This is a genomic window from Conexibacter stalactiti, assembly GCF_033542075.1.
Lineage (GTDB): Bacteria > Actinomycetota > Thermoleophilia > Solirubrobacterales > Solirubrobacteraceae > Conexibacter > Conexibacter stalactiti.
On the sequence record NZ_JAWSTH010000020.1, the window covers coordinates 1 to 24,715 of the forward strand.

The 24,715-nt window shown below is 72.6% G+C and carries 26 protein-coding genes and 1 tRNA gene; 7 read left to right on the top strand and 20 right to left on the bottom strand.

Going from position 1 to position 24,715, the window contains the following annotated elements:
* Positions 1 to 1,121 (bottom strand): hypothetical protein (locus R7226_RS09810; RefSeq protein ID WP_318596921.1); only part of this gene is annotated, 1,121 nt, incomplete at its 3' end.
* Positions 1,122 to 1,245: 124 nt separating this feature from the next.
* On the opposite strand from R7226_RS09810, the gene R7226_RS09815 reads away from it, so the two are divergent.
* A complete protein-coding gene (locus R7226_RS09815) occupies positions 1,246 to 1,968 on the top strand; it encodes an SDR family NAD(P)-dependent oxidoreductase (RefSeq protein ID WP_318596923.1) in 723 nt (240 codons plus the stop codon).
* Positions 1,968 to 3,005, top strand: a complete 1,038-nt coding sequence (locus tag R7226_RS09820) for an LLM class F420-dependent oxidoreductase (RefSeq protein ID WP_318596924.1) — start codon at positions 1,968 to 1,970, stop codon at positions 3,003 to 3,005. The genes R7226_RS09815 and R7226_RS09820 overlap by 1 nt, the downstream gene beginning before the upstream one ends.
* 23 nt (positions 3,006 to 3,028) lie before the next feature.
* Here the strand turns inward: R7226_RS09820 and R7226_RS09825 are convergent, their stop codons facing one another.
* Complete coding sequence (locus tag R7226_RS09825; RefSeq protein ID WP_318596925.1) at positions 3,029 to 4,984, bottom strand: diguanylate cyclase; 1,956 nt, start codon at positions 4,982 to 4,984, stop codon at positions 3,029 to 3,031.
* A 151-nt stretch (positions 4,985 to 5,135) separates the two neighbouring features.
* Between R7226_RS09825 and R7226_RS09830 the strand changes: the two genes are divergently transcribed.
* Positions 5,136 to 6,320: a glycosyltransferase gene (locus R7226_RS09830; RefSeq protein ID WP_318596926.1), complete on the top strand. Its 1,185-nt coding sequence runs from the start codon at positions 5,136 to 5,138 to the stop codon at positions 6,318 to 6,320.
* A 38-nt stretch (positions 6,321 to 6,358) separates the two neighbouring features.
* Here the strand turns inward: R7226_RS09830 and R7226_RS09835 are convergent, their stop codons facing one another.
* The 5 genes from R7226_RS09835 to R7226_RS09855 form a co-directional block, all read right to left on the bottom strand.
* Positions 6,359 to 6,664, bottom strand: a complete 306-nt coding sequence (locus R7226_RS09835; RefSeq protein ID WP_318596927.1) for a glutathione S-transferase N-terminal domain-containing protein — start codon at positions 6,662 to 6,664, stop codon at positions 6,359 to 6,361.
* Between the two features lie 33 nt (positions 6,665 to 6,697).
* Positions 6,698 to 7,114 (bottom strand): DUF6941 family protein, encoded by a 417-nt coding sequence (locus R7226_RS09840; RefSeq protein ID WP_318596928.1) that lies wholly within the window; start codon positions 7,112 to 7,114, stop codon positions 6,698 to 6,700.
* A gap of 5 nt (positions 7,115 to 7,119) precedes the next feature.
* Entirely contained in the window at positions 7,120 to 7,413 is a 294-nt protein-coding gene (locus R7226_RS09845) for a type II toxin-antitoxin system HicB family antitoxin (protein ID WP_318596929.1), read from the bottom strand.
* Entirely contained in the window at positions 7,413 to 7,613 is a 201-nt protein-coding gene (locus R7226_RS09850; protein ID WP_318596931.1) for a type II toxin-antitoxin system HicA family toxin, read from the bottom strand. Before R7226_RS09850 ends, R7226_RS09845 begins: the two co-directional genes overlap by 1 nt.
* 155 nt (positions 7,614 to 7,768) lie before the next feature.
* Complete coding sequence (locus tag R7226_RS09855; RefSeq protein WP_318596932.1) at positions 7,769 to 9,079, bottom strand: MFS transporter; 1,311 nt, start codon at positions 9,077 to 9,079, stop codon at positions 7,769 to 7,771.
* 27 nt (positions 9,080 to 9,106) lie between these two features.
* Between R7226_RS09855 and R7226_RS09860 the strand changes: the two genes are divergently transcribed.
* Positions 9,107 to 9,769 (top strand): GntR family transcriptional regulator, encoded by a 663-nt coding sequence (locus R7226_RS09860; protein ID WP_318596933.1) that lies wholly within the window; start codon positions 9,107 to 9,109, stop codon positions 9,767 to 9,769.
* On the opposite strand, the gene R7226_RS09865 is transcribed toward R7226_RS09860, so the two are convergent.
* The 7 genes from R7226_RS09865 to recO form a co-directional block, all read right to left on the bottom strand.
* Positions 9,730 to 10,368, bottom strand: coding sequence for a hypothetical protein (locus R7226_RS09865; RefSeq protein ID WP_318596934.1), 639 nt, complete (start codon positions 10,366 to 10,368; stop codon positions 9,730 to 9,732). The two genes, R7226_RS09860 and R7226_RS09865, sit on opposite strands and share 40 nt — an antisense overlap.
* 2 nt (positions 10,369 to 10,370) lie before the next feature.
* Positions 10,371 to 10,970, bottom strand: coding sequence for a hypothetical protein (locus tag R7226_RS09870; RefSeq protein WP_318596935.1), 600 nt, complete (start codon positions 10,968 to 10,970; stop codon positions 10,371 to 10,373).
* A 42-nt stretch (positions 10,971 to 11,012) separates the two neighbouring features.
* Positions 11,013 to 11,085 (bottom strand) — tRNA-Asn (locus tag R7226_RS09875).
* Between the two features lie 44 nt (positions 11,086 to 11,129).
* A complete protein-coding gene (gene dnaG / locus R7226_RS09880; protein WP_318596936.1) occupies positions 11,130 to 13,103 on the bottom strand; it encodes a DNA primase in 1,974 nt (657 codons plus the stop codon).
* Positions 13,100 to 14,152: a deoxyguanosinetriphosphate triphosphohydrolase gene (locus R7226_RS09885; RefSeq protein ID WP_318596937.1), complete on the bottom strand. Its 1,053-nt coding sequence runs from the start codon at positions 14,150 to 14,152 to the stop codon at positions 13,100 to 13,102. Before R7226_RS09885 ends, dnaG begins: the two co-directional genes overlap by 4 nt.
* 58 nt (positions 14,153 to 14,210) lie before the next feature.
* Positions 14,211 to 16,904, bottom strand: coding sequence for a pyruvate, phosphate dikinase (gene ppdK, locus R7226_RS09890; RefSeq protein WP_318596938.1), 2,694 nt, complete (start codon positions 16,902 to 16,904; stop codon positions 14,211 to 14,213).
* A gap of 25 nt (positions 16,905 to 16,929) precedes the next feature.
* Entirely contained in the window at positions 16,930 to 17,655 is a 726-nt protein-coding gene (gene recO, locus R7226_RS09895; protein WP_318596940.1) for a DNA repair protein RecO, read from the bottom strand.
* A 68-nt stretch (positions 17,656 to 17,723) separates the two neighbouring features.
* On the opposite strand from recO, the gene R7226_RS09900 reads away from it, so the two are divergent.
* The gene (locus tag R7226_RS09900; RefSeq protein WP_318596941.1) at positions 17,724 to 17,990 is read left to right on the top strand and encodes a glutaredoxin domain-containing protein; all 267 of its coding nucleotides are present in this window, start codon (positions 17,724 to 17,726) and stop codon (positions 17,988 to 17,990) included.
* Here the strand turns inward: R7226_RS09900 and R7226_RS09905 are convergent.
* The 4 genes from R7226_RS09905 to mutM form a co-directional block, all read right to left on the bottom strand.
* On the bottom strand, positions 17,987 to 18,742 hold the full coding sequence (locus R7226_RS09905) for an amino acid ABC transporter ATP-binding protein (protein WP_318596942.1): 756 nt from the start codon (positions 18,740 to 18,742) through the stop codon (positions 17,987 to 17,989). The two genes, R7226_RS09900 and R7226_RS09905, sit on opposite strands and share 4 nt — an antisense overlap.
* Positions 18,739 to 19,593: an amino acid ABC transporter permease gene (locus R7226_RS09910; RefSeq protein ID WP_318596943.1), complete on the bottom strand. Its 855-nt coding sequence runs from the start codon at positions 19,591 to 19,593 to the stop codon at positions 18,739 to 18,741. The genes R7226_RS09905 and R7226_RS09910 overlap by 4 nt, the downstream gene beginning before the upstream one ends.
* Before the next feature lie 25 nt (positions 19,594 to 19,618).
* On the bottom strand, positions 19,619 to 20,509 hold the full coding sequence (locus R7226_RS09915; protein WP_318596944.1) for an ABC transporter substrate-binding protein: 891 nt from the start codon (positions 20,507 to 20,509) through the stop codon (positions 19,619 to 19,621).
* Positions 20,510 to 20,631: 122 nt separating this feature from the next.
* The gene (gene mutM, locus R7226_RS09920; RefSeq protein WP_318596945.1) at positions 20,632 to 21,486 is read right to left on the bottom strand and encodes a bifunctional DNA-formamidopyrimidine glycosylase/DNA-(apurinic or apyrimidinic site) lyase; all 855 of its coding nucleotides are present in this window, start codon (positions 21,484 to 21,486) and stop codon (positions 20,632 to 20,634) included.
* 101 nt (positions 21,487 to 21,587) lie between these two features.
* Between mutM and R7226_RS09925 the strand changes: the two genes are divergently transcribed.
* On the top strand, positions 21,588 to 22,580 hold the full coding sequence (locus R7226_RS09925) for a glycosyltransferase family protein (protein ID WP_318596946.1): 993 nt from the start codon (positions 21,588 to 21,590) through the stop codon (positions 22,578 to 22,580).
* Here R7226_RS09925 and R7226_RS09930 read toward each other — a convergent pair.
* Positions 22,558 to 23,055, bottom strand: a complete 498-nt coding sequence (locus R7226_RS09930; RefSeq protein WP_318596947.1) for a hypothetical protein — start codon at positions 23,053 to 23,055, stop codon at positions 22,558 to 22,560. The genes R7226_RS09925 and R7226_RS09930 overlap by 23 nt on opposite strands.
* Before the next feature lie 43 nt (positions 23,056 to 23,098).
* Between R7226_RS09930 and R7226_RS09935 the strand changes: the two genes are divergently transcribed.
* Positions 23,099 to 23,482, top strand: a complete 384-nt coding sequence (locus R7226_RS09935) for an MmcQ/YjbR family DNA-binding protein (RefSeq protein WP_318596948.1) — start codon at positions 23,099 to 23,101, stop codon at positions 23,480 to 23,482.
* A gap of 48 nt (positions 23,483 to 23,530) precedes the next feature.
* Here R7226_RS09935 and R7226_RS09940 read toward each other — a convergent pair whose 3' ends face one another.
* Complete coding sequence (locus R7226_RS09940; protein ID WP_318596949.1) at positions 23,531 to 24,706, bottom strand: phosphopentomutase; 1,176 nt, start codon at positions 24,704 to 24,706, stop codon at positions 23,531 to 23,533.
* Positions 24,707 to 24,715 lie beyond the last annotated feature (9 nt).

The following is a 24,715-nucleotide window of genomic DNA, read 5'->3' on the forward strand; positions in this document are numbered from 1 at the left end:
GCCGCCGACACCGCGCCGGCCGCCGCGCGCGAGTCGAGCCGCAGCCGCAGCGTGAAGGCGTCGCGCGCCAGACAGGGCGCGGCGCAGTCGGCGGACGGCAGCGGGCCGCGCCGCCACAGCGCGTAGCGGCCGCCCTCCCAGGTCGCGGCGAGCTGGCCGGCGGCCTGCTCGCCGACCGCCTCGCGCAGCAGCTCAGCGAGGTCGAAGCGGCCGAGCGTCGAGCCGGCGACTCGTCTCCAGCCGGCGCCGGGCGCGCCGGCAGCCGGCAGCGGGACGCGCGCCGGAGGCTCGTCTCTCAGCCAGCGCTCGGCGTCGTACAGTTCGGCGGTCGAGCGCGGCGGCCGCTCGCGCAGCGCGTCGTCGACCACGCTCCAGCCGCCGTCCTCCTCCAGCAGCCGCGAGACGAATCGCTCGCCCTGCTCGTACGGGAACAGCAGCGAGCGCATCACGTACGGCGGCAGCGGCGTCGAGCCGCTCGCCCCCCACAGCTGCCCGAGCGCGTCGCCGAACGAGAGCGCCTCCGGGTAGCGCTCGAGGTACCGCGTCATGACGACCGTCGCGGTCCCCTCGACGAGCCCGCTCTCGGCGCTGGCGGCGTCCTCGTCGACGACCTCGCCGCCGTCGTTGCCGCCCAGTCTGGTGAGGTCGAAGTGCTGGTCCTCGAGCGCGTGCGTCAGCTCGTGCGCGAGCGTCACGTCGTCGATCCCGACGCCGCTGACGAGCGCGAGACGCTCCGTTCTGGGGTCGTAGAAGCCGGCGACCTGCTCGCCGTAGATCGACTCGGTGACCGCCGACATGCGCACGTCGGGGTCGATCAGGCCGAGCAGCTTCAGCAATTCCTCCGTCGCCGCGTCGCGCGCTCTGGAGCTGGCGGCCCGCTCCTCTCTGACGCCGTAGTCGCGCACCTCTTGCGGGCTCATGACGGTGACGCGCACCGGCCGTCTGAACTCGAGCCCACGCAGCTGCTCGACACGCTGCTCGACGCGCGCCAGCCGCTGCGGCGAGATCGCCTCCGCAGAGGCCTCGTCGTCGCCTCCGCTCCCGCCGCCGAACAGCAGGCTGCCGGCGACCAGCAGCGCGAGCACGGCCAGGACCGCGATCTCGGGGGTGCGGTCGGCCATCGCGACAGCGTACGGCGTCGGCGCGATCGCCGAAGCGGCGAGTCGCGACGCGGTGGAGTGATTGGATACCTCCGCCGGGCTCGGAGAGGCCCGCGCAGTCCGACCTGAGCAGAGGATGGTGGAGATGGCGCAACGAGCGGCGATCGTGACGGGTGCTTCGAGCGGGATCGGACTGGCGATCGCGCGGATGCTCGGCGAGGAGGGCTACGGCATCACGCTCGCCGCCCGCCGGCCGGAGAAGCTGGCGGCGGCGGCGCAGGAGCTGCGCGAGGCCGGCTACGACGTCCAGGACGTCGCCGGGCCGCTGTCGGAGGAGGATGCCGTCAAGGCGGTCGTCGCCGCCCACGAGCAGCGCTACGGGCGCCTCGACGTGCTCGTCAACAACGCCGGCGTCGGGATCGGCGCCGCTGTCGCCGACATCGAGACCAAGCGGCTCGACATGCAGCTCGACGTCAACCTGCGCGCGCCGATCCTCTTCTACCGCGAGTGCGCGAGACTGCTGCGCGCCGCCGGCAGCGAGCATCGCAACGCGCTCGTCGTCAACACCTCGTCGATCTCCGGCAAGCGCGGCCAGGCGTGGCTGTCGATCTACTCCGCCACGAAGGCGGCGGTGATCGGCTTCACCGAGGCGATGAACAAGGAGCTGAACGCCGACGGGATCAAGTCGACCGCGCTCTGCCCTGCCTTCGTCGACACGGCGATGACCGACTTCGTCAAGGGCCACGTGCAGCCGAGCGACATGATCCGCCCGGAGGACATCTCCGAGGCGGTGCGGATGCTGCTGAAGCTCTCCCCCGCCTGCATCGTCCCGGAGATCATCTTCGCCCGCGCCGGCGAGGACCTCTGATGCGCCTCGGCGTCCACGTCGGCTACTGGGGGCTTGGCCTGACCTCGCAGGAGCAGCTCGCGATCGTGCAGGAGGCCGAGCGGCTCGGCTACGACTCCGTCTGGGCGGCCGAGGCCTACGGCTCCGACACGGCGACGATCCTCGCCTGGCTGGCGGCCGGCACGAGCAGAATCAAGCTCGGCTCGGCGATCTTCCAGATCCCCGCCCGCAGCGCCGCGATGACGGCGATGACGGCGGCGACGATCGACCAGCTGTCGGGCGGGCGGATGCTGCTCGGCCTCGGCGCCTCCGGGCCGCAGGTCGCCGAGGGCTGGCACGGTCAGCGCTACGGCAGAATGCTCCAGCGCACGCGCGAGTACGTCGCGGTCGTGCGGATGGCGCTGGCGCGCGAGCGCGTCGTCTTCAGAGGCGAGACGCTTGAGCTGCCGCTGCCGGACGGTCCCGGCAAAGCGCTGAAGCTGACGATCGCGCCGGTGCAGGAGCGGATCCCGATCTACCTCGCGGCGATCGGGCCGAAGAACACCGCGCTCGCCGGCGAGGTCGCCGACGGCTGGATCCCGACGCTGTTCAGCCCTGAGCACGTCGCCGAGTTCCGCGGTCACCTGGAAGCGGGCGCGGCGCGCGCCGGGCGCACGCTCGACGGCTTCGACATCGCGCCGACGGTCAACGTCTTCGTGACCGACGACCGCGCCGCCGCACGCGACGCGATGCGCCCCTACCTGGCGCTCTACGTCGGCGGGATGGGCTCGCGCAGAGCGAACTTCTACAACAGCCTCGTGCAGCGCTACGGCTTCGAGGAGGCGGCGCGCCGGGTGCAGGACCTCTACCTCGACGGCAAGCGCGAGGAGGCGGCAGCGGCGCTGCCTGACGAGCTGATCGACCTCGTCTCGCTGTGCGGCCCCGCCGACGTCGTGCGCGAGCGGCTGCGGGTCTTCCGCGAGGCCGGCGTCGGCACGCTGATGGTCTCGCCGATGGCGTGGACGATGCAGGAGCGGCTCGACCAGCTGCGGCTCGTCGCCGAGCTGGCGGAGGGATAGCCGCGCGCGGCTCAGCGGCTGTCTCAGACGCCGGCCGGCTGGACGCTGCGCTCATCGTCGTCGTCCAGGTCGGCGACCTGTTCGTCGAGCAGCTCCAGCAGCGTGTCGACGACGCGCCCGTCGAGCTGGGCGCCGCTGACGCGCCGCAGCTCCGCGCGCGCGGCGGCCGCCGGGCGGGCCGGTCGCCACGGCCGCGGCGAGGTCATCGAGACGAACACGTCGCAGGCGAGCAGGATCCGCGCGGCGAGCGGTATCTGCTCGCCTGCGAGCCCGTCCGGGTAGCCGCCGCCGTCCCAGCGCTCGTGCTCGTGGCGGACGATCGGCGCGGCATCGCGCAGCAGCGGCAGCGCGCGCAGCATCCGCTCGCCGATCAGCGGGTGCTCGCGCAGGATCGCCCGCTCCTCCTCGTGCAGCTCGCCGGGATGCGCCAGCAGCGCGGCCGGCACGCCGACGGTGCCGACGTTGTGGAAGAGCGCCGCGAGATAGAGCGCGCGGCGCTCGATCTCGTCGAGGTCGAAGGCGCGGCCGACCTGCCACGCGAGGTCGGCCAGCCGCCACTGCTCGGCGTCTTCGGCATGCTCTTCGAGCTGGATCCCGCCGGCTGCCTCGGCACCGGCGTCGGCGGCGATCCGGTACAGCTCGCCGAAGCCCGAGACGCTCAGCTTGTCGAGCAGCCGCCGGCACGACAGCGCGCGGCCGAGCTGCTGCGCGATCGCCTCGGCCAGCGCGCGCTCGACGATCCCGTAGGCGCGCGGGCGGTCGCACGCGATCAGCAGGCAGCCCCACGTCGCGGTCCCGTCGGGCACGGCGACGGCCAGCTCGCTGCGAACCGGCGTGCCGTCGATCCAGCAGCCGCCGCGATCGTCCTCGACGACCGCCGGCCCCGCCGCGGCCAGTGCGCGCCGGACGCTCGAACGGGTCGCCAGCGCGCCGCCGGCGGCCGCCTCCTCGCCGCCGGAGCCGAGCACGACGAGGCGCGGGCGCACGAGCGCGACGGAGCTGACGCCGGCGTGCGGCCAGGTCGCCAGCGCCGCCGAGCCGATCGTGTCGAAGGCGCCGGTCATGAAGGCGACGGTCGTCTCCGCCAGCGTGCGCTCGTCGCGGGCGCCGGCGAGCGCGCGGGCGAGGCCCGACAGCAGCGCCAGGCGCGCCGTCTCGCCGCGGCCCAGCCGCCCGGCCTGGCGGCGGGCGCCGGACGCGTGGCGAGGACGAGCGGCGGCAGGGCGGTTGGTCGAGCGCTTGCGGTCGCGCAGCGCGGCGTCGGCGCGCAGGATCAGCTCATCGGCGCTGCGGGCCGGCTCGCCGAAGGTCGCCCAGCCGGCGCAGGCGCCGAGCCGGCGCTCGCCGTTGACGCCGAAGGGGATGTGCTCGATCGCGCGCGTGAGCCGCTCGCTCAGGTCGGCAGCCTCCTCGGCGCCGGCGCGCACGGCGATCACGGCGAACTCGTCGCCGCCCTGCCGACAGCAGACGTCCTCCTCGCGCAGCGTCTCGCGCAGCGCGGCCGCGACGTGCCTGAGGGCGTCGTCGCCGGCGAGGTGGCCGAGCTCGTCGTTGATCGCCTTGAAGCCGTCGAGGTCGAGCAGGACGAGCGAGAAGGTCTCCTCGTAACGGCGCGAGCGAGCGACCTCGGCCGCCAGCTGGCGGGTGAACATGCGGTAGTTGCCGAGGCCGGTCAGCTCGTCGAGGTCGGCCATCCGCAGCGCGTCGGCCTCACGGCGCGCGAGTCTGTCGTGCTCCGTCCGCAGACCCGCCAGCGCACGCGTCAGCACGATCGCGGCAGCGACCCCGGCAGTGCCCGCGACGGCGGCGACGAGCGAGCGCAGGACCGTCGAGACGTCGAGCAGGGCGATCGCGACGAGCGCAGCGATCGCGCAGACCCCGACGACGCCGGCGACGCGCACGAGCGTTCCGCGCAGGCGTCCGGAGACGCTGCTCGGCCCGTCCTCGGACACGCTGACGCTGACTGCTGCGCCAGTCATCTCCGACTCGTCGTATCCTCGCGGCCGCTCGGTGGCGACTTCGTCCATGAGCCCCCAACGTGTGTGCAGGTCATCCGTGCCTCAAGTCATTAAAGCTCATCAAAGCTCCACAGTTCCTGCACCGCTTCTCGGTGCGTCGCAAAGGTCCTCCTTGAGCGTCTTCCTCGGCGCCTTCGGGGACGCCGGGCATGCCTTCCCGATGCTCGCGCTGGGGACCGAGCTGGCCCGCCGCGGCCATGCCGTGACGATGGAGACCTGGTCGCGCTGGCGGACCGAGGTCGAGGCCGCCGGGATGGCCTTCGTGGCCGCGCCCGAGTACCCGGTCTTCCCCACGCAGGAGCGGCCGATGACGATGTACGAGGCGGTCGTGCGGGCTGTCTCGGAGACGCGGCCGGCGGTGGCGCGGGCCCGCCCCGACGTCGTCGTCGCCGACATCCTGACGCTCGCGCCGGCGCTTGCCGCGGAACTCGAGGGGATCCCGGCGGCGACGCTCGTCCCCCACGTCCACCCCGCGCCGCCACCTGGCGCGCCGCCCTACTCGTTCGGCGCGCGCTGGCCGCGCACGGCCGCGGGGCGGCGGCTGTGGCAGCGCCTGGACCCGCTCGTCGAGCGCGGCCTGCGCTACGGCCAGCGGGAGCTGAACGACACGCGCGCGCAGCTCGGCCTGCCGCCGGTGGAGCGTGTCCACGGCGGCCTCAGCGAGCGGCTCTGCATCGTCGCGACCTACCCGCAGCTGGAGTATCCGCGCGCCTGGCCCGCGCACACGCACGTCGTCGGGCCGCTGCTGTGGGAGCCGCCGACCGACCCCGTCGAGCTGCCGCCCGGCGATGCGCCGCTGGTGCTGGTCGCCCCCTCGACGGCGCAGGACAGAGACCACAGACTGCTGCGCGCCGCGCTCGCCGGCCTCGGCGACCTGCCGATCCGCGTGCTGGCGACGTGGAACCGGCGGCCGCTGCCGGGGCCGGTCGAGGTGCCGGCCAACACGCGCCTCGTCGAGTGGGTCTCCTACGCGCAGACGATGCCGCAGTGCGCGCTCGTGCTCTGCCACGTCGGCCACGGGACGATGGTGCGCGCACTGCACTCAGGCGCGGCCGTCGTCGCCTGCCCGGTCGCGGGCGACATGGGCGAGAACGCGGCGCGGCTCGACTGGGCCGGCGCCGGCGTGCGGCTGCCGTGGCGCTTCACGACCGCGCGCGGCGTGCGGCTGGCGGTCCAGCGCGCGCTGGAGGAGCCGTTGCTGGCGCGCCGGGCCGGCGAGCTGGCCGCCTGGAGCGCCGGGCACGACGCCGCCGCGCACGCCGCCGACCTGGTCGAGCGGCTCGCGCGCGAAGGGTGAGCGACCCCCGCGCGCGGCTCGGGCGCGGCGGATGCGTCTCAGTCCGCCGCGCCGACGCGGCCCGAGCTGGCGGCCGGGTGGGCCGCCGCCCACGCCGCGATCTTCTTCGACTCGCGGATCGCGGTGCCGTCGTCGGTCAGCAGCACCGGCACCCACGACTGCCCCGTCAGTCTCTTGACCTCTCTGCGCAGCGGGTTCAGCGCGTCCGGAAGCGCGCCGAACCCATAGGTTCTGACGACCTCCGGCTCGTAACCGGCGGCCTGCAGCGCGTGCAGCGCGTCACGGCACGGATGACTGCGAACCGCCGGAACCTGGAACGTCCCCCAGCACACGTAGAGCTTCACCTCGGGTCTCCTCCCGTCGGGGTCGGAGCGACACTACGCCACTGCGAACGGCTCCACCACCGCGAACGGTGCGCGCGCGACCGTCTCGCCGTCGATCGTCAGGCGCCACTCGTACTGGCCGACGCCGAGCACGAGCCCGGTGAGGTTGAATGCGAGCGGCATGTTGAGCGTCGAACCGGGCTTCAGGCCGGGCGGGCGGCCGAGCTCGAAGCGGCCGCTGGGCGCGACCGGCTCGCCGTTGATCATGATCCGCTCGCCGTCGGCGTCGAGCAGCTCGGCGATCAGGTCATGACCCTGGTCGGCTTCGTCCCAGGCGACCTTCACCACGATCGCCAGCGCGACGTTGATCGCCTGCCCCGGCGCCTGCAACAGGTTCCAGGCCGCCCCCATGATGTAGAGCTTGCCGTTGATCGCCTCTGCGTGATCGCAGAGGAGCAGGTCTGCTTCCATCGTCGTCAAGCCGCCTTCGTGAGTCCGCTGCTGCGGATCGTGAGTCCAGGGTTGGGTCCGGGTGCCGCCAGTTCGAGCCGCGCGCGCTGGCCGACGCTGGGCGCCGTCCACCACGAGCGCGGCCCGGGCACCAGATGATGCAGGTCGAGCACTTCCTCCGCGTACCACGGCGCGCCTTCGCGCACGAGGTCGCGCAGCTCCTCGAACGTCGCGCCGGCCGCCGAGTAGCCCGGCAGGTCGGGCGATGCCGCCCACCAGCCGTCGGGGTCGTCGTGATAGATCAGTTGCGCGGTTCTCATCAGAGCAGGCTCCTCGCCTCATCTTCGCTGAGACCGACGTCGCCGACAAGCAGCTTGCGGACCAGGCCGCCCGGAATCGTGACGGACGTGTGAAACGAGAAGCCGATGTCCGGATAGCCGTTGCGTGAGCGCAGACGACGGTGCGAGCCGCGCTGGCGCACGATCTCGTAGGCGAGCGGCTCGCGCTGCAGCAGCGCCATCAGCCGCGACGCCTTGAGCGCGGGAAATTGCGTCGACACGTGCCGTCGCGGCTCACCGGCATCGCGGCGCTCGCCTCGCGCGCCGCTGCTGGCCGCGTTCCCCTCGTCCGATCTCGCTCATGCGCCTCCCCCTGGCGGTGTCGTTGCCACCCATCCTACGCGGCAGGCGCCGGCGCGTTCGCCGCGGCTGTCCGCGCGGCCGCCTTGGTGGCGTCGGCCGCCGCGATGCGCTCGCGCTGGCGCGAGAGCTGGATGCAGCGCACGAACGCGATCGCCGACAGCAGCGCCATCGGCGCCAGCGCGACGCGGAAGCGGTCAGCACTGGGGGTGCCGTCGCCGCCGAGCAGGAGCCCGGCGATCAGCAGCGCGACGATGCCGGCGCTGAAGCCGCCGCAGTTGACGATCGCGACCGCGGCACCGCCGGCCTCGGGCGGGTTCTCGCGGCGACCGAGCGCGAAGGCGACCATTCCCCCGGCCGCGCCGGCGCCGGTCAGTGCGAAGCCGGCGACAAGCAGCGCTCTGGGGACGGCGTCGCCGGCCGGCCAGCCGAGGATCGCCGCCCACAACGCCACCACGAGCGCGTTCATCGCCAGCAGCGTGCGGTTCTGCGCGCGCAGGCCGCGGTCGGCGATCAGACCGAGCAGCGGCCCTGCGACGGCGAATCCGGCCGAGCAGATCAGCAGGTACGCGGCGGCGGTGTGGTCGTCGAACTGCTGGCCCTCGATCAGGAACGGCGCGCCCCACAGCGCGCTGACGACCTGGAACGGCGCCATCAGCGCGAGATGGGCCCAGAAGCCATGCCGGGTGCCGGGCCGCGCCCACGCCGCCTTCAGCGTCGCGGCGATCGGAGCGTGGTCGTGCCGGCGCGGGGCGGGGACGCCCGGCGGGCGGTCGCGGATCGCGATCAGCGCCAGCGCCGCGAGCAGGAGCGTGACGATGCTCGAGGTCGCGAAGGTCGCGGTCCAGCCGGGGCCGTCGAGTGCCGCCTGCAGCGGGATCGTGCCGAGCAGCTGGCCGAGCGCGCCGACGACGCCGGTCAGCGCCGCCAGCAGCGAGCCCATCCGCGACGGGAACCAGCTCTGAGTCAGCCGCAGCACGTTGATCAGGATGATCGCGTCGCCGAAGCCGATCAGCGCCCGGCCGGCGATCGCCGGCGGCACGCTCTGGGCGACGGCGAAGACCAGCTCGCCTGTCGCGATTGCCAGCAGACCGGCGGCGAGCGTGCGGCGCGGGCCGATGCGGTCGGCGGCGAGGCCGGCGGGGATCTGCATCGCGAGGTAGATCGCGAACTGCAGTGCGGTGAAGCTGGCGAGCACCTCGTGGTCGAAGTGCAGCCGCTCCTCCGCCCGCAGCCCGGCGACGCCGAGCGCCATGCGGTGGAAGACGGCCGCGAAGTAGAAGCTCGCGCCAAGCCCCCAGATCCACCAGGCGCGAGGCGTTGCACGCAACTCGTCGACAGCTTGCATCTATGCCGAATCTATATGATCCGGCCCATGAGCGCCGCCGATCGCGCGTACGACCACGTCAAGCAGCGCCTGCTCGCGGGCGACTACGCCGACGGCGAACTGCTGAGCGAGGGGGCGATCGCCGAGCAGCTCGGCGTCAGCCGCACGCCGGTGCGCGAAGCGCTGCTGCAGCTCCAGTCCGAGCACCTGCTGACGCTCTACCCCAAGCGCGGCGCGCTCGTGACGCCGATATCGGCGCGTGAGATCTCCGACCTCTTCGACGTGCGGATGCTGGTCGAGCGCCACGCGATCCAGCTCGCCGACCCGGCCGCGGTCGTGCCGGAGCTGGAGCGCGTCGTTGCCCGCCAGCGCGAGCTGCTGGCAGCCGACGACCGGCCCGGCTTCGCCGTCGCCGACCGCGACTTCCACCGCGCCTGGGTCGCCGCCGCCGGCAACGAGATCCTGCTCGACCTCTACGACCGCCTGCGCGACCGCCAGCATCGCGTCGTCGCCGCGACGGTCGCCGCCGACGCGTCGCGCGCCCACGAGATCCTCGCCGAGCACGTCCGCATCGTGATCGCGCTGCGGGCCGGCGACCGCGCTGCCGCCGAACGGGCGCTGGTCGAGCATCTCGACGTCGCGCGCATGCACAGCGGCGGGGCGACGCGCCGTCAGCCGGCGTCCAGCTCGGCGAGCCGCTCCCTGCGGTAGTCGGCGATCAGCGAGTCCTCGAAGCGGCGGCCGGTGCTGTAGGCGACGAACCACTCGACGAGCGCGTCGAGCGCGTCGGCGGTGAGCGCGAACCCTCTGTGGCCAGTCAGTGCGGCGCGCGGGAGCGGCTGCGCCTGGTCGAGCCGCGCGAACCCTTCCGCGAATCTGTGCTGCGGCGCCGCCGGCAGGTAGAAGGCGTTGGGGAACTCGTAGGCGGCGATCCGCAGGCGCAGCTCGCGCGGATGGTCGGCGACGCTCTCGACGGGGACGACGAGGACTGTGTCGGCAGCGCGCGGTCCGGCCGGCGTCAGCTCGGTCGCGCCGGCGCCGCCCAGCACGACCAGCGGCCGCCGCCGCGCGGTCACGACAGCCGCCGACTCGTCGGAGCGCAGCCCGAGCACCTTGATCGGCGGATGGTCGCCGGCCGCCGCGGCGGCGCGGTCGGCGAAGGTCACGCTCGCTCTGGTGTCGTCTCTCGGTGAGACTCTGTCGATCCGCAGCCCGTGGACGGCCGGCAGCGCGATCGGCTCTCCGAACCAGATCTGGCCGCCCGTGACAGTCGCCTGTGCGGGCTCGTAGTAGTCGATCCAGCCGTGCATCGCTACTCGTCGGGGCGGTCGAGCGTGAGCGGCGCGAGACGCTCGCGGTTGGTCGTTCGCCACCGTTCCAACCGAATGCCGATGTCCGACGGTGCGGGCGCGGGCGCCAGCGGTCTCGCCGGACGCGTTCCGCGGTCCTCGCGGGCGCGGTCGAGATCGAGCGGCTGCCCCGGCCGCGCGTCAACCATCGGGCCGGTCGCGAAGTAGACGTGGTCGAGCAGCGCGTTCAGGTCGAGCCCGCCGCAGTCCCGCACGACGCCGTCGACGAGCAGCTTCGTCCCGGAGACCCAGTCGTCGCCGCGGCCCGGCTCGCCGAAGCGATCGGCGTTGACGCGGACACCCCACGTCTCCGGCTTCAGCTCGACGCGCTCGACGTCGCTGAGCGTCTGCGCCAGCTCCGGCGCCGACGGGCCGAAGTCCGAGCAGGTCCAGGCGACGCCCGTGAGCGGCGCCCGCCGGCTGCGCACGCGCTCGACGTCGACGAGATAGAGCAGCTTCACGACTCTCGCCCGGTTGACCGACCCGTGGCGGCTGCGCGCGGCCTCGATCACGTACGCCGCCAGCTCGCGCAGGTCCGGCTCGTGTTTCTGGAAGAGTGCCATCTCAGAACGACAAAAGCCCTGCATTTGCAGGGCTTTTGAGAGCTCCCTGGGTTGGACTCGAACCAACAACCCTTCGGTTAACAGCCGAATGCTCTGCCAATTGAGCTACCAGGGACCGCGCGGAGTGCATGGTAGCGGGCCGGGGCGCGGCGCGCAGCGTCACCCCTGCCCCGCGGCCGCCTGGATCTGCTCCATCAGCCTGCCCGCGCGCTGGCGCACTCTCAGCAGCTGCTGGCCGATCTCCGCGACGCCGCCGGTGCCCTCGCGCATCGCGCGCTCCTTCGCCCGCTCCAGCCGGCCCTTTTCCAGCATCAGCTCGGCAAGCTCCAGCGCGTCGGAGGAGGCGTCGCTGGCGGTCGCGGCTCTGACCAGGTCGCCGAGGTACGGCCGCAGTCCGGCGTCGGCGTTCGTGAGCTCCTCTTCGACGCTGTCGAGTCTGCCCGGCGGGAGCAGGAAGGCGACGGCGCCGCGGGCGGAGGGATCGGTCAGGTGCTGCTCGACGTCGATCCGCGTCAGCGCCTGCGCCCCCAGCCGCGGCAGCGCGACGCAGAGCGCCAGGAAGGTGCGCTCGACCTTGGCGGCGCCGGCCGTCGGCGCGGGCGCCGCGGGGGCGGACGGCGGCGCGCCGCCCCCGCCGCCAGGCGCGAAGCGCTCGTTGTAGTAGTCGTCCTCGTCGCCGAAGTGCGGCTCCTCCGGGCCCGGGTCGTCATCCCAGGAGGGCGGCGCATCGACGCGAGGCGGCGCGGGAGCGGTCGCTGTGGTGTTCGCAGTGGCGGTGGGCGCAGCAGTCGGCGGGGCGGGTTCGACCGGCTCCGGCGGCGCCTCCGCCGCGGCCCGCTCCAGCAGCTGCGCCGCCAGTGGGCGGCCGAGGCCGAGGCGATCGGCGATGCGACCGACCAGCTCCTCACGCAGCACGCTCGGCGGCGTCGCGGCCAGCACCGGGCCCAGCTCGGCGATCGCGCGGTCCTTGCCCTCGGCGTCGCCGAGGTCGGCGCTCCCGAGGATCTTGTCGACGTGGAAGGAGACGAACGGGACCGATCTGGCGACCAGCTCGCGCACCGCGCCCGCGCCCTGCTGCTGGATCAGGTCGGCCGGGTCCATCCCGTCGGCCAGGCGCGCGACGCGCAGCTCCAGTCTGCGACCGGCGGCGATCCGCGAGGCGCGCACCATCGCCTCCTGCCCCGCCCCGTCGGCGTCGAGCGCCAGCACGAGCGTTCTCGCGGTCCGCTCCAGCTCGCGCGCCTGCTCGTCGGTCAGCGACGTGCCCATCACGCCGACGGCGTTCTGCACGCCGGCCTGGTGCAGCGCGAGGACGTCGGTGTAGCCCTCGGCGAGCACGATCGTGCCGGCGCGCGCGGCCGGTCTGCGGGCGATGTCGATCCCGAACAGCTGGCTGCCCTTGTGGAAGACCTCGCCCTCGCTGGTGTTGAGGTACTTCGGCGGCTGGTTGTCGCGCATCGCGCGCGCGCCGAAGCCGACGACCTTCCCGCGCGCGTTCGCGAGCGGGAACATGATCCGCTCGCGGAAGCGGTCGTAGTAGGAGCCGGGGCGCTGGCGGCTTCTCTGCGCCAGCCCCGTCGCCAGCAGCTCCTCCTCGCTGAAGCCGGCCTGGCGCGAGCCGAGCAGCATCTTGTCCCACGCGCTCGGGGCATAGCCAACGCGGTACGTTCTCAGCGTCTCGACCTCGAGGCCGCGTCTGGCGAGGTAGTCGCGCGCCGCGGCCGCCTCGGCCGACTCCCACAGATAACGGGCGTAGTAGCCGGCGGCGCGGTCCAGCAGCGCGTGCAGGCGGTCGCGCCGCTCGCGCCGCGCCTTCGCGAGCGGGTCCTCGTCCTCGACCTCCAGCGCGACCCCGAAGCGCTGTGCCAGCGTCTCCAGCGCGCCTCTGAAGTCGAGTCCGTCGGTCTGCATCACGAAGTCGAACGGATCGCCCGACTCCTGGCAGCCGAAGCAGTGGTAGTGCTTCTCCTCCGGGCGCACGTGGAAGGAGCCGGTGCGCTCGTCATGGAACGGGCAGCGGCCGAAGTAGGAGTTGACGCCGGCGCGCCGCAGCTCCGTCTTGCCGGAGACGAGCGCGATCATGTCGACCGCATCGCGGACGCGATCCTTCGAGTCGGGGGTGTAGCGGCTCACGGGGCGAAGGCGTCCGGGACGGTCAGGTCCTCGAACTGGCGGATGCAGTAGCGGTCGGTCATGCCGGCGAGGTGGTCGGTCACGCGCTCGGCGAGGTCGGCCTCCCCCTCCGGCAGCAGCGGCGGGATCTCGTCGGGATGCTCGACGTAGTGGTCGAAGAGGGTCTTGATCGCGCGCTCGATCTTGCCGTGCTCGGCACGCGCGGCCGGGCCGAGGTAGACGCGCTCGAACATGAAGCTGCGCAGCGCCGCCATCGCGGCGCCGGCCTCCTCCCCCTGCACGATCTGGTCGCCGGCGCGCGCCGACTGCTCGACGACGTCGTGGACGAGCGCGTCGATCCGCTTGGAGCCGGTCTCGCCGAGCGCCGCGAGCGGCTCGCGCGGCAGGTCGCGCTCTGAGAGCACACCGGCACGCACGGCGTCGTCGATGTCGTGGTTGATGTAGGCGACGCGGTCGAGCAGCCGCACGATCCGCCCCTCCAGCGTCGCCGGTTGCGGCGCACGGCCGGAGTGGCCGAGGATCCCGTCGCGCACCGGCGCGGTCAGGTTGAGGCCGGCGCCGTCGCGCTCCAGCCGCTCGACGATCCGCAGCGAGTGCTCGTAGTGGCGGAAGCGGCGGCCGAAGCGCTCCTGCAGGCAGCGGTCGATCACGTCCTCGCCGATGTGGCCGAACGGCGGGTGGCCGAGGTCGTGCCCGAGCCCGATCGCCTCCGTCAGGTCCTCGTTGAGGCCGAGCGCGCGGGCGACCGTGCGCGAGACCTGCGTCACCTCGAGGGTGTGCGTGAGGCGCGTGCGGTAGTGGTCGCCCTCCGGCGCCACGAACACCTGCGTCTTGTGCTTCAGGCGCCGGAACGCCTTGCTGTGGACGATCCGGTCGCGGTCGCGCTGGAACGGCGTGCGGATGCCGCAGTCGTCTTCGGGACGGGCGCGCTCGGCCGGGTAGGAGCGCGTCGCGTGCGGCGCCAGCGCCCGCTCCTCCTGCTCGCGCACGCGCGCGGCGAACGCCTGCGCGACGGGGCCGGTGGGATGGGCGCTCGTGACGGAGGACATCGCACCACTGATTCTGGCACGGGGCGGCGGCGCGGCAGGTGGCCGCGCCGCCGGCGGCTCACTGCGCCGCCGCGCGCTCCTTCGCGGCCGCCCGCGCGGCCGCCACGCGGGCGATCGGGACGCGGAAGGGCGAGCAGGAGACGTAGTCGATCCCGGAGTGGTGGAAGAAGTCGATCGAGTCGGGGTCGCCGCCGTGCTCGCCGCAGACGCCGAGCTTCAGCTGGTGCTTGGTCTTGCGGCCCAGCCAGGCCGCCATCCGCACCATCTGGCCGACGCCGGGCGTGTCGAGCGTCTCGAACGGGGAGCGGTCGAGGATCTTGCGGTCGAGGTAGACGCCCATGAACTTCGACTCGACGTCGTCACGCGAGAAGCCGAGCGCGGTCTGTGTCAGGTCGTTGGTGCCGAAGGAGAAGAAGTCGGCGTGGTGGGCGATGTTGTCGGCCTGGAAGCAGGCCCGCGGCAGCTCGATCATCGTGCCGACGAGGAAGTCCTCACCGACCGTCAGCCCGCGCGCCGTCGCCGCGTCGAGCACCAGCTCGCGAAGGATCTCCAGCTCCGTCTCGTAGTCGACGAGCGGGATCATCACTTCCAGCAGCGGCGCCTTCCCGGTCCGCTCGCGCACCGCCAGGACGGCGTCGAAGATCGCGACGACCTGCATCTCGTAGATCTCCGGGAAGAGGATCCCGAGGCGGCAGCCGCGCGTGCCGAGCATCGGGTTGACCTCCTCCAGCGTCTTGACGCGCACGAGCGTCCGCTCCAGCTCGGCGATCTTCCCGCCGCCGGCGCCGCCCTCCGCCGCCCCGGCGGAGCGCAGGTCGGCCAGCTCCGCCTCGACCTCGTGGCGCTGCGGCAGGAACTCGTGCAGCGGCGGGTCGAGCAAGCGGATGCAGACCGGCACGCCGGCCATCGCCTCGAACAGGCCCTCGAAGTCCTCCTGCTGCAGCGGGCGCAGCTGTTCCAGCGCCGCGCGCCGCTCCTCCTCCCCGTCGGCCAGGATCATCGCGCGCATCTTCGGCTGGCGGTCGGCCGCCATGAACATGTGCTCGGTGCGGCAGAGGCCGATCCCCTCGGCGCCGAACTCGCGCGCCCGTCTGGCGTCTTGAGGCGTGTCGGCGTTGGCGCGCACGCCGAGCGTGCGCAGCTCGTCGCACCACTCCAGCACCGTCTCGAACTGCTCGCTCCACTCGGCCTCGACGAGCGGCACGTCGTCGGTCGTGATCAGGCCGGTCGAGCCGTTGATCGCGATCTGCTCGCCGGCGCGTATGACGACGCCGCCGGGCGCGCGTATCTCGCCGCCCTCGACGTCGATCTCCAGCGTCGAGGCGCCGCAGACGCACGGCCGCCCCATCCCGCGTGCCACCAGCGCCGCGTGCGACGCCTTGCCGCCCTCGCTGGTGAGGATCCCCTTCGCGGCGTGGAAGCCGGCGACGTCCTCGGCCTCGGTGAACGGCCGCACGAGCACCACCGCGCGTCCCTCGGCCGCGGCCGCGACCGCCTCGTCGGCCGTGAAGACGACCGCGCCCTTCGCCGCGCCCGGCGAGGCGGCGACGCCGCGCGCCAGCTGGTGGATCTCGGCGGACGGGTCGAAGGTCGGGTGCAGCAGCGCGTCGAGCGCGCTCGCGTCGATCGTCAGCAGCGCGCCGTCGCGGTCGAGCAGCCCCTCATGCACCGCGTCGACGGCGAAGCGCACGGCCGCCTGCGCCGGCCGCTTCGCGTTGCGCGTCTGGAGCATGTAGAGGTGCCCCTCCTCGATCGTGAACTCCGTGTCCTGCATGTCGCCGTAGTGGCGCTCCAGCGTGCGCAGGATCTCCATCAGCTCGGCGTGCGCGGCGGGCATGATCTCGGCCAGCTCGGCGATGTCGCGCGTGTTGCGCACGCCGGAGACGACGTCCTCGCCCTGCGCGTTCTGGAGGAAGTCGCCGGAGGGCTCGGGCTCGCCGGTCACCTCGTCGCGGCTGAAGGCGACGCCGGAGCCCGACGTGTCGCCCTTGTTGCCGAAGACCATCTGCTGCACGTTGACCGCCGTGCCCCAGGCGTCGGGGATGCGGTTGATGCGGCGGTAGTGGATCGCGCGCTCGCCCATCCACGAGTCGAAGACGGCGCGGATCGACTGGCGCAGCTGCTCGCCGGGCTCCTGCGGGAACGGCTCGCCGGTGTGCTCCTCGAACAAGGTCTTGAAGCGGGCCGTCAGCTCGCGCAGCGCGTCGACGTCGAGGTCGGTGTCGAGCGTCGCGCCGTGCTCGCCCTTCAACGCTCTGATCGTCGCCTCGATCCGCTCGCTCGGCACGCCGCGCACGACGTTGCCGAACATCTGCACGAAGCGGCGGTAGGAGTCCCACGCGAAACGGGCGTTGCCGGTCTTCGCCGCGAGGCCTTCGACCGAGCGGTCGTTGAGGCCGAGGTTGAGGACGGTGTCCATCATCCCCGGCATCGACTCGCGCGCGCCGGAGCGGACGGAGACGAGCAGCGGGTCGGCGTCGTCGCCGAGGCGCTTGCCGACGTGGGTCTCCAGCCGCGCGAGCGCCCCCGCGACCTCGGCCGCGAGGCCGTCGGGCTCGGTGCGATCGGCCTCCATGTAGGCGACGCACGCCTCCGTCGTGATCGTGAAGCCCGCTGGTACTCGGTCGGCCCCGAGGATGCGGGTCATCTCGGCGACGTTCGCCCCCTTGCCACCAAGCAGATCACGTCTCTCGCGCGACCCCTGCGCGAAGTCGTAGACAAACGTCGTGTCAGGCACAGCTCTCTCGGTCATCCCGGCACTATATTGGTCGGACCACTTACTGTCGCGCCAACGACCGCAAGTGGACGTGGGCGTGGTGCTCGGCCGTCTCGCTGATCGCCCGCTCCGCCTGCCGCAGCGCGCGCAGGCTGGCCTGCGGCGCATCCGCGAGCGGCCTCCCCAGCGCCCCGACGAGAAAGCCGTGCGCCTCCTCCGTCAACGGGAAGGCCGACGCCTCGCAGGCGCTGCAGACGACGCCGCCGGCCGCGCCGGAGAAGCCGCTGAGGTGATCGCTCTCGCCGCACGATGCGCACGAGGCCAGCTGCGGCGTGAAGCCGCCGGCGACGAGCAGCTTGAGGCGGAAGGCGAGCTGGGACGCCGGCTCGGCGTGGCGCGCGTCGCCGTCGAGCAGCGTCAGGTTGTTCGCCAGCAGATGGAAGACCGCGGGGCTCGGGTCGTCGGTCTCGAACAGGCGGGAGACGGCGTCGCAGGCGCGCGCGGCGGCGTCGAGCGAGGCGGCGCGCTCGCGCAGCGGGCCGTGCGGGTCGATCGTGTCGGCGGTCGTGACCGTGTGCAGGTCGCCGCGGCTGAGGTGGAGGTTCAGCGTCAGGTGGAAGAACGGCTCCAGCCGCGCGCCGAAGCGGCTGCGCGTTCTGCGCGCCCCCTTCGCGATCGCGCCGAGGCGGCCGTGCTCGGGCGTGTAGAGGTGGAGGATGCGGTCGGCCTCGCCGAAGCGGATCGAGCGCAGCACGATCGCCTCAGTCCGCAGCGAGCGGGATGCCATCTCAGCGGCCGCCCGTCGAGCGGGCGCGCCCGGCCACTTTCGCGGGGGTCGCTATATTCCCTGAAGTAATGGCAAAGATCATGCTCTACACCACTGATTTCTGCCCGTACTGCGTGCGGGCGAAAGCGCTGCTCGAAAAGCGCGCGCTGGAGTTCGAAGAGATCAATCTGGCACGTGATCCCGACGGACGCGCGAAGCTCGTCGAGCTGACCGGCATGATGACCTTCCCGCAGATCCTGATCGACGGCGAGACGCTCGGCGGCTACGACCAGCTCGCAGCCGCCGACAAGAGCGGCAAGCTCGCCGAGCTGCTCGCCGTGCAGCGCCCCGCCTAGACCCGCTTCGCGTCGAGCAGCCGTCTGAGGAAGCGCTGCGTCTCCGGCTGCCGCGGGGCGGTGAAGATCTCCTCCGGCGCGCCGCGCTCGACGATCAAACCCTCGTGCAGGAAGCAGACCTCGTCGGCGACCTCGCGCGCGAAGCCCATCTCGTGCGTGGTGATCAGCATCGTGATCCCCTCCGCCTTCAGCTCCCGCACCGCCTCCAGCACCTCCCCCACCAGCTCGGGGTCGAGCGCGCTGGTGACCTCGTCGAGCAGCAGCGCGCGCGGGTTCGGCGCCAGCGCGCGCACGATCGCGACGCGCTGCTGCTGACCGCCGGAGAGGCGGTCCGGGTAGGAGTCCTCGCGCCCGGCGAGGCCGAAGCGCGCCAGCAGCTCGCGCGCCCGCTCCTCCGCCTCCGCGCGCCGCACCTTGTGTGCCCGGCGCGGCGCCAGCGTGACGTTCTCCAGCACCGTCAGGTGCGGGAAGAGGTTGAACGCCTGGAAGACCATCCCCAGTCTGCGGCGCACCGCCGGCGGCCGGACGCTCGGATCGGTCACGACCTCGCCGTCGATCAGCACGTCGCCGTCGTCGATCTCGTCGAGCAGGTCGATGCAGCGCAGCAGCGTCGACTTGCCGGAACCGGACGCGCCGATCAGCGCGATCGCCTTGTGCTCGTGCACGGCGAGGTCGATCCCGCGCAGCACCTGCAGCTCGCCGTAGGCCTTCGTGACGCCGCGCAGCTCGACGACGGGGCTGGAGGCGCTCACGCCGTCACCGCCTCCGCCTCGCGGGCGCGACGGCCGCGGCTCTGCATGTGGTCGACGAAGCGCGCCAACGGCACCGTCACGCAGATGTAGAGCAGCGCGGCAGCCAGCAGCGGCGTGTAGTTGAAGTCCGACGACGCCTGGATCTGCGCGACGCGAAACGCCTCCAGCGGGCCGAGCACGGAGATCAGCGCGACGTCCTTCTGCAGCGAGATGAAGTCGTTCAGCAGCGGCGGGATCACGCGTCTGACGGCTTGCGGCAGGACGACGAAGCGCAGCGCCTGGGTGCGGTTGAGCCCGACGGCCAGCGCCGCGGCGCGCTGCGACGGATGCACCGCGTCGAGGCCGGAGCGATAGACCTCCGAGACGTAGGCGCTGTAGGTCAGCGCCAGCGCCGCGCCGCCGAGCACGACCGGATCGCTCGGCCAGCCCTCGATCGCCAGCGCCGGGATCCCAAAGCCGACGAGGTAGACGAGCAGGATCGTCGGCACGCCGCGCATCACGTCGGTGTAGACCGACAGCAGCAGCCGGACCGGGAACAGCGCCGGCGCCTTCGTCGTGCGCGCCAACGCGATCGCGAGGCCGAGCACCAGCACGACCGCCTCGACGATCATGAACAGCTTCACGTCGAGCCAGAACCCTCTCAGCACGTCCGGGAAGCTGGTCTTGAACGCCTCCCACGAGAAGAAGGTCTCGCGCACGTCGTCCCAGCCGGGGCTGGTCACGACGAGCGTGGCGAGGCCGCCGATCACGACGACCGAGGAGGCGAGCGCGATCAGGAAGCCGCGCCGGTCGCGCCGCCGGCGGGCGGCGGCGCGAATCGCTCTGCGGTCGGTCTGTTCGACGGCGGACACCGTGCGGGCCCGGCGCGCCGGACCGCTACTGAAGCTCGGGCGCGCCGGCGGCCTCGCCCATCCACTGCTGCTCGAGTCTGTCGAGCGTGCCGTCCGCTCTCAGCTCGTCGACCGCTCTGGAGACACAGTCGGTCAGCTCCGAGTCTCTCGCCAGCAGCGCGCCCCACGAGTCGCCGCCGGGCGCCTCGAACTGGCCGATGATCGCGGCCTCGGGGACCTGCGCGGCCGTCAGGTAGAAGGCACTCGGCAGGTCGACCACGACGGCGTCGACCTGGCCCTGCTTGAGCGCGCGGACGACGTCGTTGGAGTCATTGAAGACCTTCGGCTGCTTCGACGGCGCGATGCTCTCGGTCGCGGCATCGAGGCTGGTCGTGCCGATCTGGACGCCGAGCTGCGCGTCCTCGAGGTCGGCGAGCGAGGTCGCTCTGGCGGCGTCCGATCTCTTCAGCGCGACGACCGCCTGCGGGGCGGTGTAGTACGGCGAGGAGAAGTCGACCGCTCTCTCACGCTGCGGCGTGATCGAGATCTGGTTGACGTCGAAGTCGAAGCGCTTGGGACCCGGCGCATACGAGGAGTTGAACGGCTCGATCACCCATCTGACCTCGCCCTCGGCGAAGCCCAGCTGTCTGGCGATCGCGTAGGCGACGGCGCTCTCGAACCCTCTGCCGTTGGTCGGGTCGTCGTCCTCGAAGTACGGCGGGTAGGCCGGTCTGTCGGTCGCGACGGTCAGCTGGCCGTCGTTGACGAGCGCGAGGCTGTCCTTCTCGCAGGCGGCGGCCGCGGTCGTCGCCGCGCCGGCGGCGGTCGTGCTCGCGGTCGTCTCCGACGAGTCGTCGTCGGAGCCGCAGGCGGCCAGGGTCAACGGCAGTGCGGCGGCCGTGAGCAGGGCGACGGCATGACGACGTGTCGGACGCATGAAAGGAGCTTCGCTTCCTCGTGTGGGGGATGTTTCAGGCCTTCACCCGATAGCCGGTCGGCTTTCCGGGAATGTCGAATCGTAGCGGGGCGCTCGGCTGACGCGGCCGCTGCGCAGCCGCGTCAGCGCGTCATCGGCACGATTCTCGCGCCGCGCGGCCGCGGCTGACAGTTCTCGCAGACGTACGTGCCGCGGCCGGCAGCGTGGATCTTGCGGACCGGGCCGCCGCACTCGACGCAGCCCTCGTCGGCGCGGCGGTGGATCAGGAAGCGGTCCTGGAAGGAGCCGCGCGCGCCGTCGAGGTCGCGGAAGTCGTCGATCGAGGCGCCTCTGGCGTCGATGCCGGCGGTGAGCGCGGCGACGATCGCGTCGCGCAGCAGCTCCCACTGCGCGGTCGTCACTCTGCCGGCGGGGCGCAGCGGATGCAACTTGGAGCGGAACAGCGCCTCGTCGGCGTAGATGTTGCCGACACCGGCGATCCGCTTCTGGTCGAGCAGGAACGCCTTGATCGGCGCGCGCGAGCCGTGCGCGAGCGCTCTCAGGTGCTCGGCCGTGAAGGCGTCGGAGAACGGCTCGACGCCGAGCCGCGCGTCGAGGTAGGCGTCAAGCTGGTCCTGGCCCGCGACCAGCCAGCCGGTGCCGAAGCGGCGCGGGTCGACGAAGCGCAGGTCATGGCCGTCGTCGAAGCCGAAGTGCGCGCGCGTGTACGGTGTTCTGGCGGGCGCGTCGTAGAGCAGGTTGCCCGTCATCCGCAGGTGGATCAGCAGGAACAGCTCCTCCTCCGCCTCCCAGATCAGGTACTTGCCGCGGCGGTGGAAGCCCTCGATCCGCCGGCCCATCAGCGGGGCGACGACCTCGTTGGGGGCGCGCGGCGCGGTCCAGCGCTCGTCGCGGACGGCATACGCGACCAGCACGCGACCGACGAGACGGGGCTCCAGCTGGCGGCGGACGGTCTCTACTTCAGGCAGCTCTGGCACGGCGTCGAAGATATCGGGCGCGGCACGGCGGGTTGCTCACCGGATTCCGGGGTCTTAAGATCGGCGGCGGGGTTGCACGCAAACCGACGAGGGGGACGTTGATGCAGATCGCCGCGTACGCGAACCAGGACGTGCCGAGTTCGCACTACCGCGCCTACCAGCCGATGATCGAGCTGGACCGGCGCGGACACCAGATCGACCTGCGGCTGACGGCCGCCGACCTCGAGGGCCCGCTGCCCGAGTGCGAGGTCGCGTTCCTCGCGCGCTACAGAGAGCCCGAGGCGCGCGAGCTCGTGCGCGCGCTGCAGGCGCAGGGGACGACCGTCGTGTGGGACTGCGACGACGACGTCGTCAGCGTGCGCCTCGACGGCGATGCCGAGGCGCAGGCCTACCTCGCCGACCTGCGCGAGATGATCCAGCTCGTCGACGTCGTCACGACGACCCGCGACGAGCTCGGCGACATCTTCCTGCGTGAGGGGGCGCGCGCCGTCATCACGATCCCCAACTACCTCGCCGCGCCCAACCTCGGCCTCGGCAGACGCCACCACGAAGGCATCGTGATCGGCTGGATAGCGTGGATCGACCACCAGAAGGACTGGGATCTGCTCGGACTCGACGAGGTCTTCAAGGAGCTGCTCGACCGCCACGAGGACCTCCACGTCGAGAGCGTCGGGCCGATCGACCTGCGGCTCGGCGGCGACCGCTACAACCGGCGCCCGACGGTCACCTTCCCGGAGCTGGGGCCCGCGATCGCGGGCTTCGACATCGGGATCGCGCCGCTGGCGACCGAGATCGAGGCCAACTTCTCGCGCTCGGACATCAAGTTGAAGGAGTACGCGGTCGCGGGCGTGCCGTGGCTCGCCTCGCCGATCGGCCCCTACGAAGGGATGGGCGAGGAGCAGGGCGGCCGGCTCGTCGGCGACGACGACTGGTTCGATGCCGTCGACCAGCTCGTGCGCGACGGCCGCGGGCGCCGCAAGCTGGCGAAGAAGGGCCAGCGCTGGGGTCGCGAGCACGTGCTCGCGCACCACGTCGACGTCTGGGAGGAGGTGTTCTACGAGGCGGTCGAGCTCAGTGGCCGACGAGTGACTTGAGCAGCACCAGCAGCACGCCGATGGTGGTCAGCACGGCGCCGGCGACGAGGCTGCGGCCGACCGAGACGCCGGCGGCGCGGTAGGCGCCGAAGGCATAGAGGCCGAGTATCGCGACGCCGAACCACTTCGCCGTCGTGTACGCCGTCTCCAGCTCCATCCAGTCGAGCGCCGCGAGCACGAAGAAGACGATCGGCGCGAGCGCCGCGACGCCGTGGACGGCGATGCCGGCGAGGATCTCGCGGCGGTCTCTGCCGGTGAGCGGCCGGTGCAGCTCGATCATCTCCTGGAGGAACTCGGCGTACGCCTCCGCGACGGCGACCACGAACGCGGCGCCGACGATCGAGATGATCGCGGTGGCGGGCGAGGCGTGCTCGTGGTCGAGCACGAGCACGAGCGCCAGCACGACGATCGAGCCGTAGACGACCGTGCCGGCGTGGCCCTCCGTGACGTGGTGTCTCAGCCAGCGCCAGACCATGGGTTGTGGAGTATCGCGGCTGCGGCGGTGGTAGACATCCGCCATGGCCGACGTCGACGACGTGCGGCGGCTCGCGCTCGAGCTGCCGGAGACGAGCGAGCGCCCCTCCTACGGGACGCCGGGCTTCCGCGTCAAGGACAGACTGTTCGCGCGGCTGCGGTTCGACGGCGGCGGCAGAGGCGCGCCGGCCGACGCCGGCAACGACGTGCTCGTGCTGATGTGCGCGGAGCTTGCGGAGAAGGAGGCGCTGATCGCGGCGGAACCACGCAAGTTCTTCACGACTTCGCACTACGACGGCTATCCGATGGTGCTCGTACGGCTGGCGCAGGTCGACGCCGGGGAGCTGCGCGAGCTGCTCGTCGAGGCGTGGCTGGCGCGGGCGCCGAGCCGACTGCGGGCCGCGCACGAGGAGGGACTCAGCGGCTGAGCCCGCGGCGGGGAGTCCGGCTTCGCGCAGGTGGGTTCGCGCCGGCGCTCAGCCGACGAACGGCGTGCCCGGCAGCGCGGGCGCGTCACGGCCGGCGAGCCAGCGCAGCGCGCTCGCCCCCACGTCGGCGAGCGGACCGTCGTGGCGGCGACCGCCGTGGCCGTCGAAGAGTGCCAGCAGCGGCGCGTGCTCGCGCGTGTGGTCGGTTCCGGGTTGGGCCGGATCGCAGCCGTGGTCGGCGGTCAGCACGAGCAGGTCGCCGGGCCGCATCAGCTCCTCCCAGCGGCCGACCGCGACGTCGATCTCTCTCAGCGCACGATGGAAGCCGGCGACGTCCTTGCGGTGACCGTAGACCTGATCGGTCTCGATCAGGTTCGTGAAGACGAACCCCTCGTCCAGCCGCTCGAGCAGCGCGGTCGTCGCCGCGATCGCCTCGGCGTTCGTCGCGCCCGCGTGCTGGTGAGCGAAGCCGCCGCCGCCGAACAACTGCCCGACCTTGCCGACCGCGTGCGTCTCGATGCCGGCCTCGCGCAGCTCGTCGAGATGGCTGCGGCTGGTCGGCGGCAGCGCGAAGTCGCGGCGGTCGCGCGTGCGCTCGAAGGCTCCGGGCGGCCCGTCGAAAGGGCGCGCGATCACGCGCCCGACCGCGTGCTCCCCCACCATCAGCTTGCGCACGCGCGCGCAGAGTCTGTGCAGCTCCTGCGCAGACAGCGCGTCGGTGTGCGCGGCGATCTGGAGGACCGAGTCCTGCGAGGTGTAGACGATCAGCGCGCCGTCGCGCAGCGACGCCTCGCCGTACTCGTCGATCACGGTGATGCCGTCGGTCGGCGCGTTGCAGAGCACCGTGCGTCCACTCGCCCGCTCGATCAGCGCGATCACCTCGGGCGGGAAGCCGTCGGGATAGGTGGGGCGCGGCTGACGCGCGACGACGCCCATCAGCTCCCAGTGGCCGGTCGTGGAGTCCTTGCCGGGGCCGAGCGCGTGGAGGCGGCCGTGGAGCACCGGAGCCGTCGACGGCGCGACGCCCTCCAGCGGCAGGATCGAGCCGAGCCCGAGCCGCTCCATCCGCGGCAGCTCGAGCCCGCCGGCCAGCTCAGCGAGATGGGCGAGCGTGTTGGCGCCGGCGTCGCCGTAGGCGGCCGCGTCCGGCAGCGCGCCGGCGCCGACGGCGTCGAGCACGACGACGATCGCGCGTCGTGCGCTCGGACGGTTGACCCCTGGCATGGGCGCGGA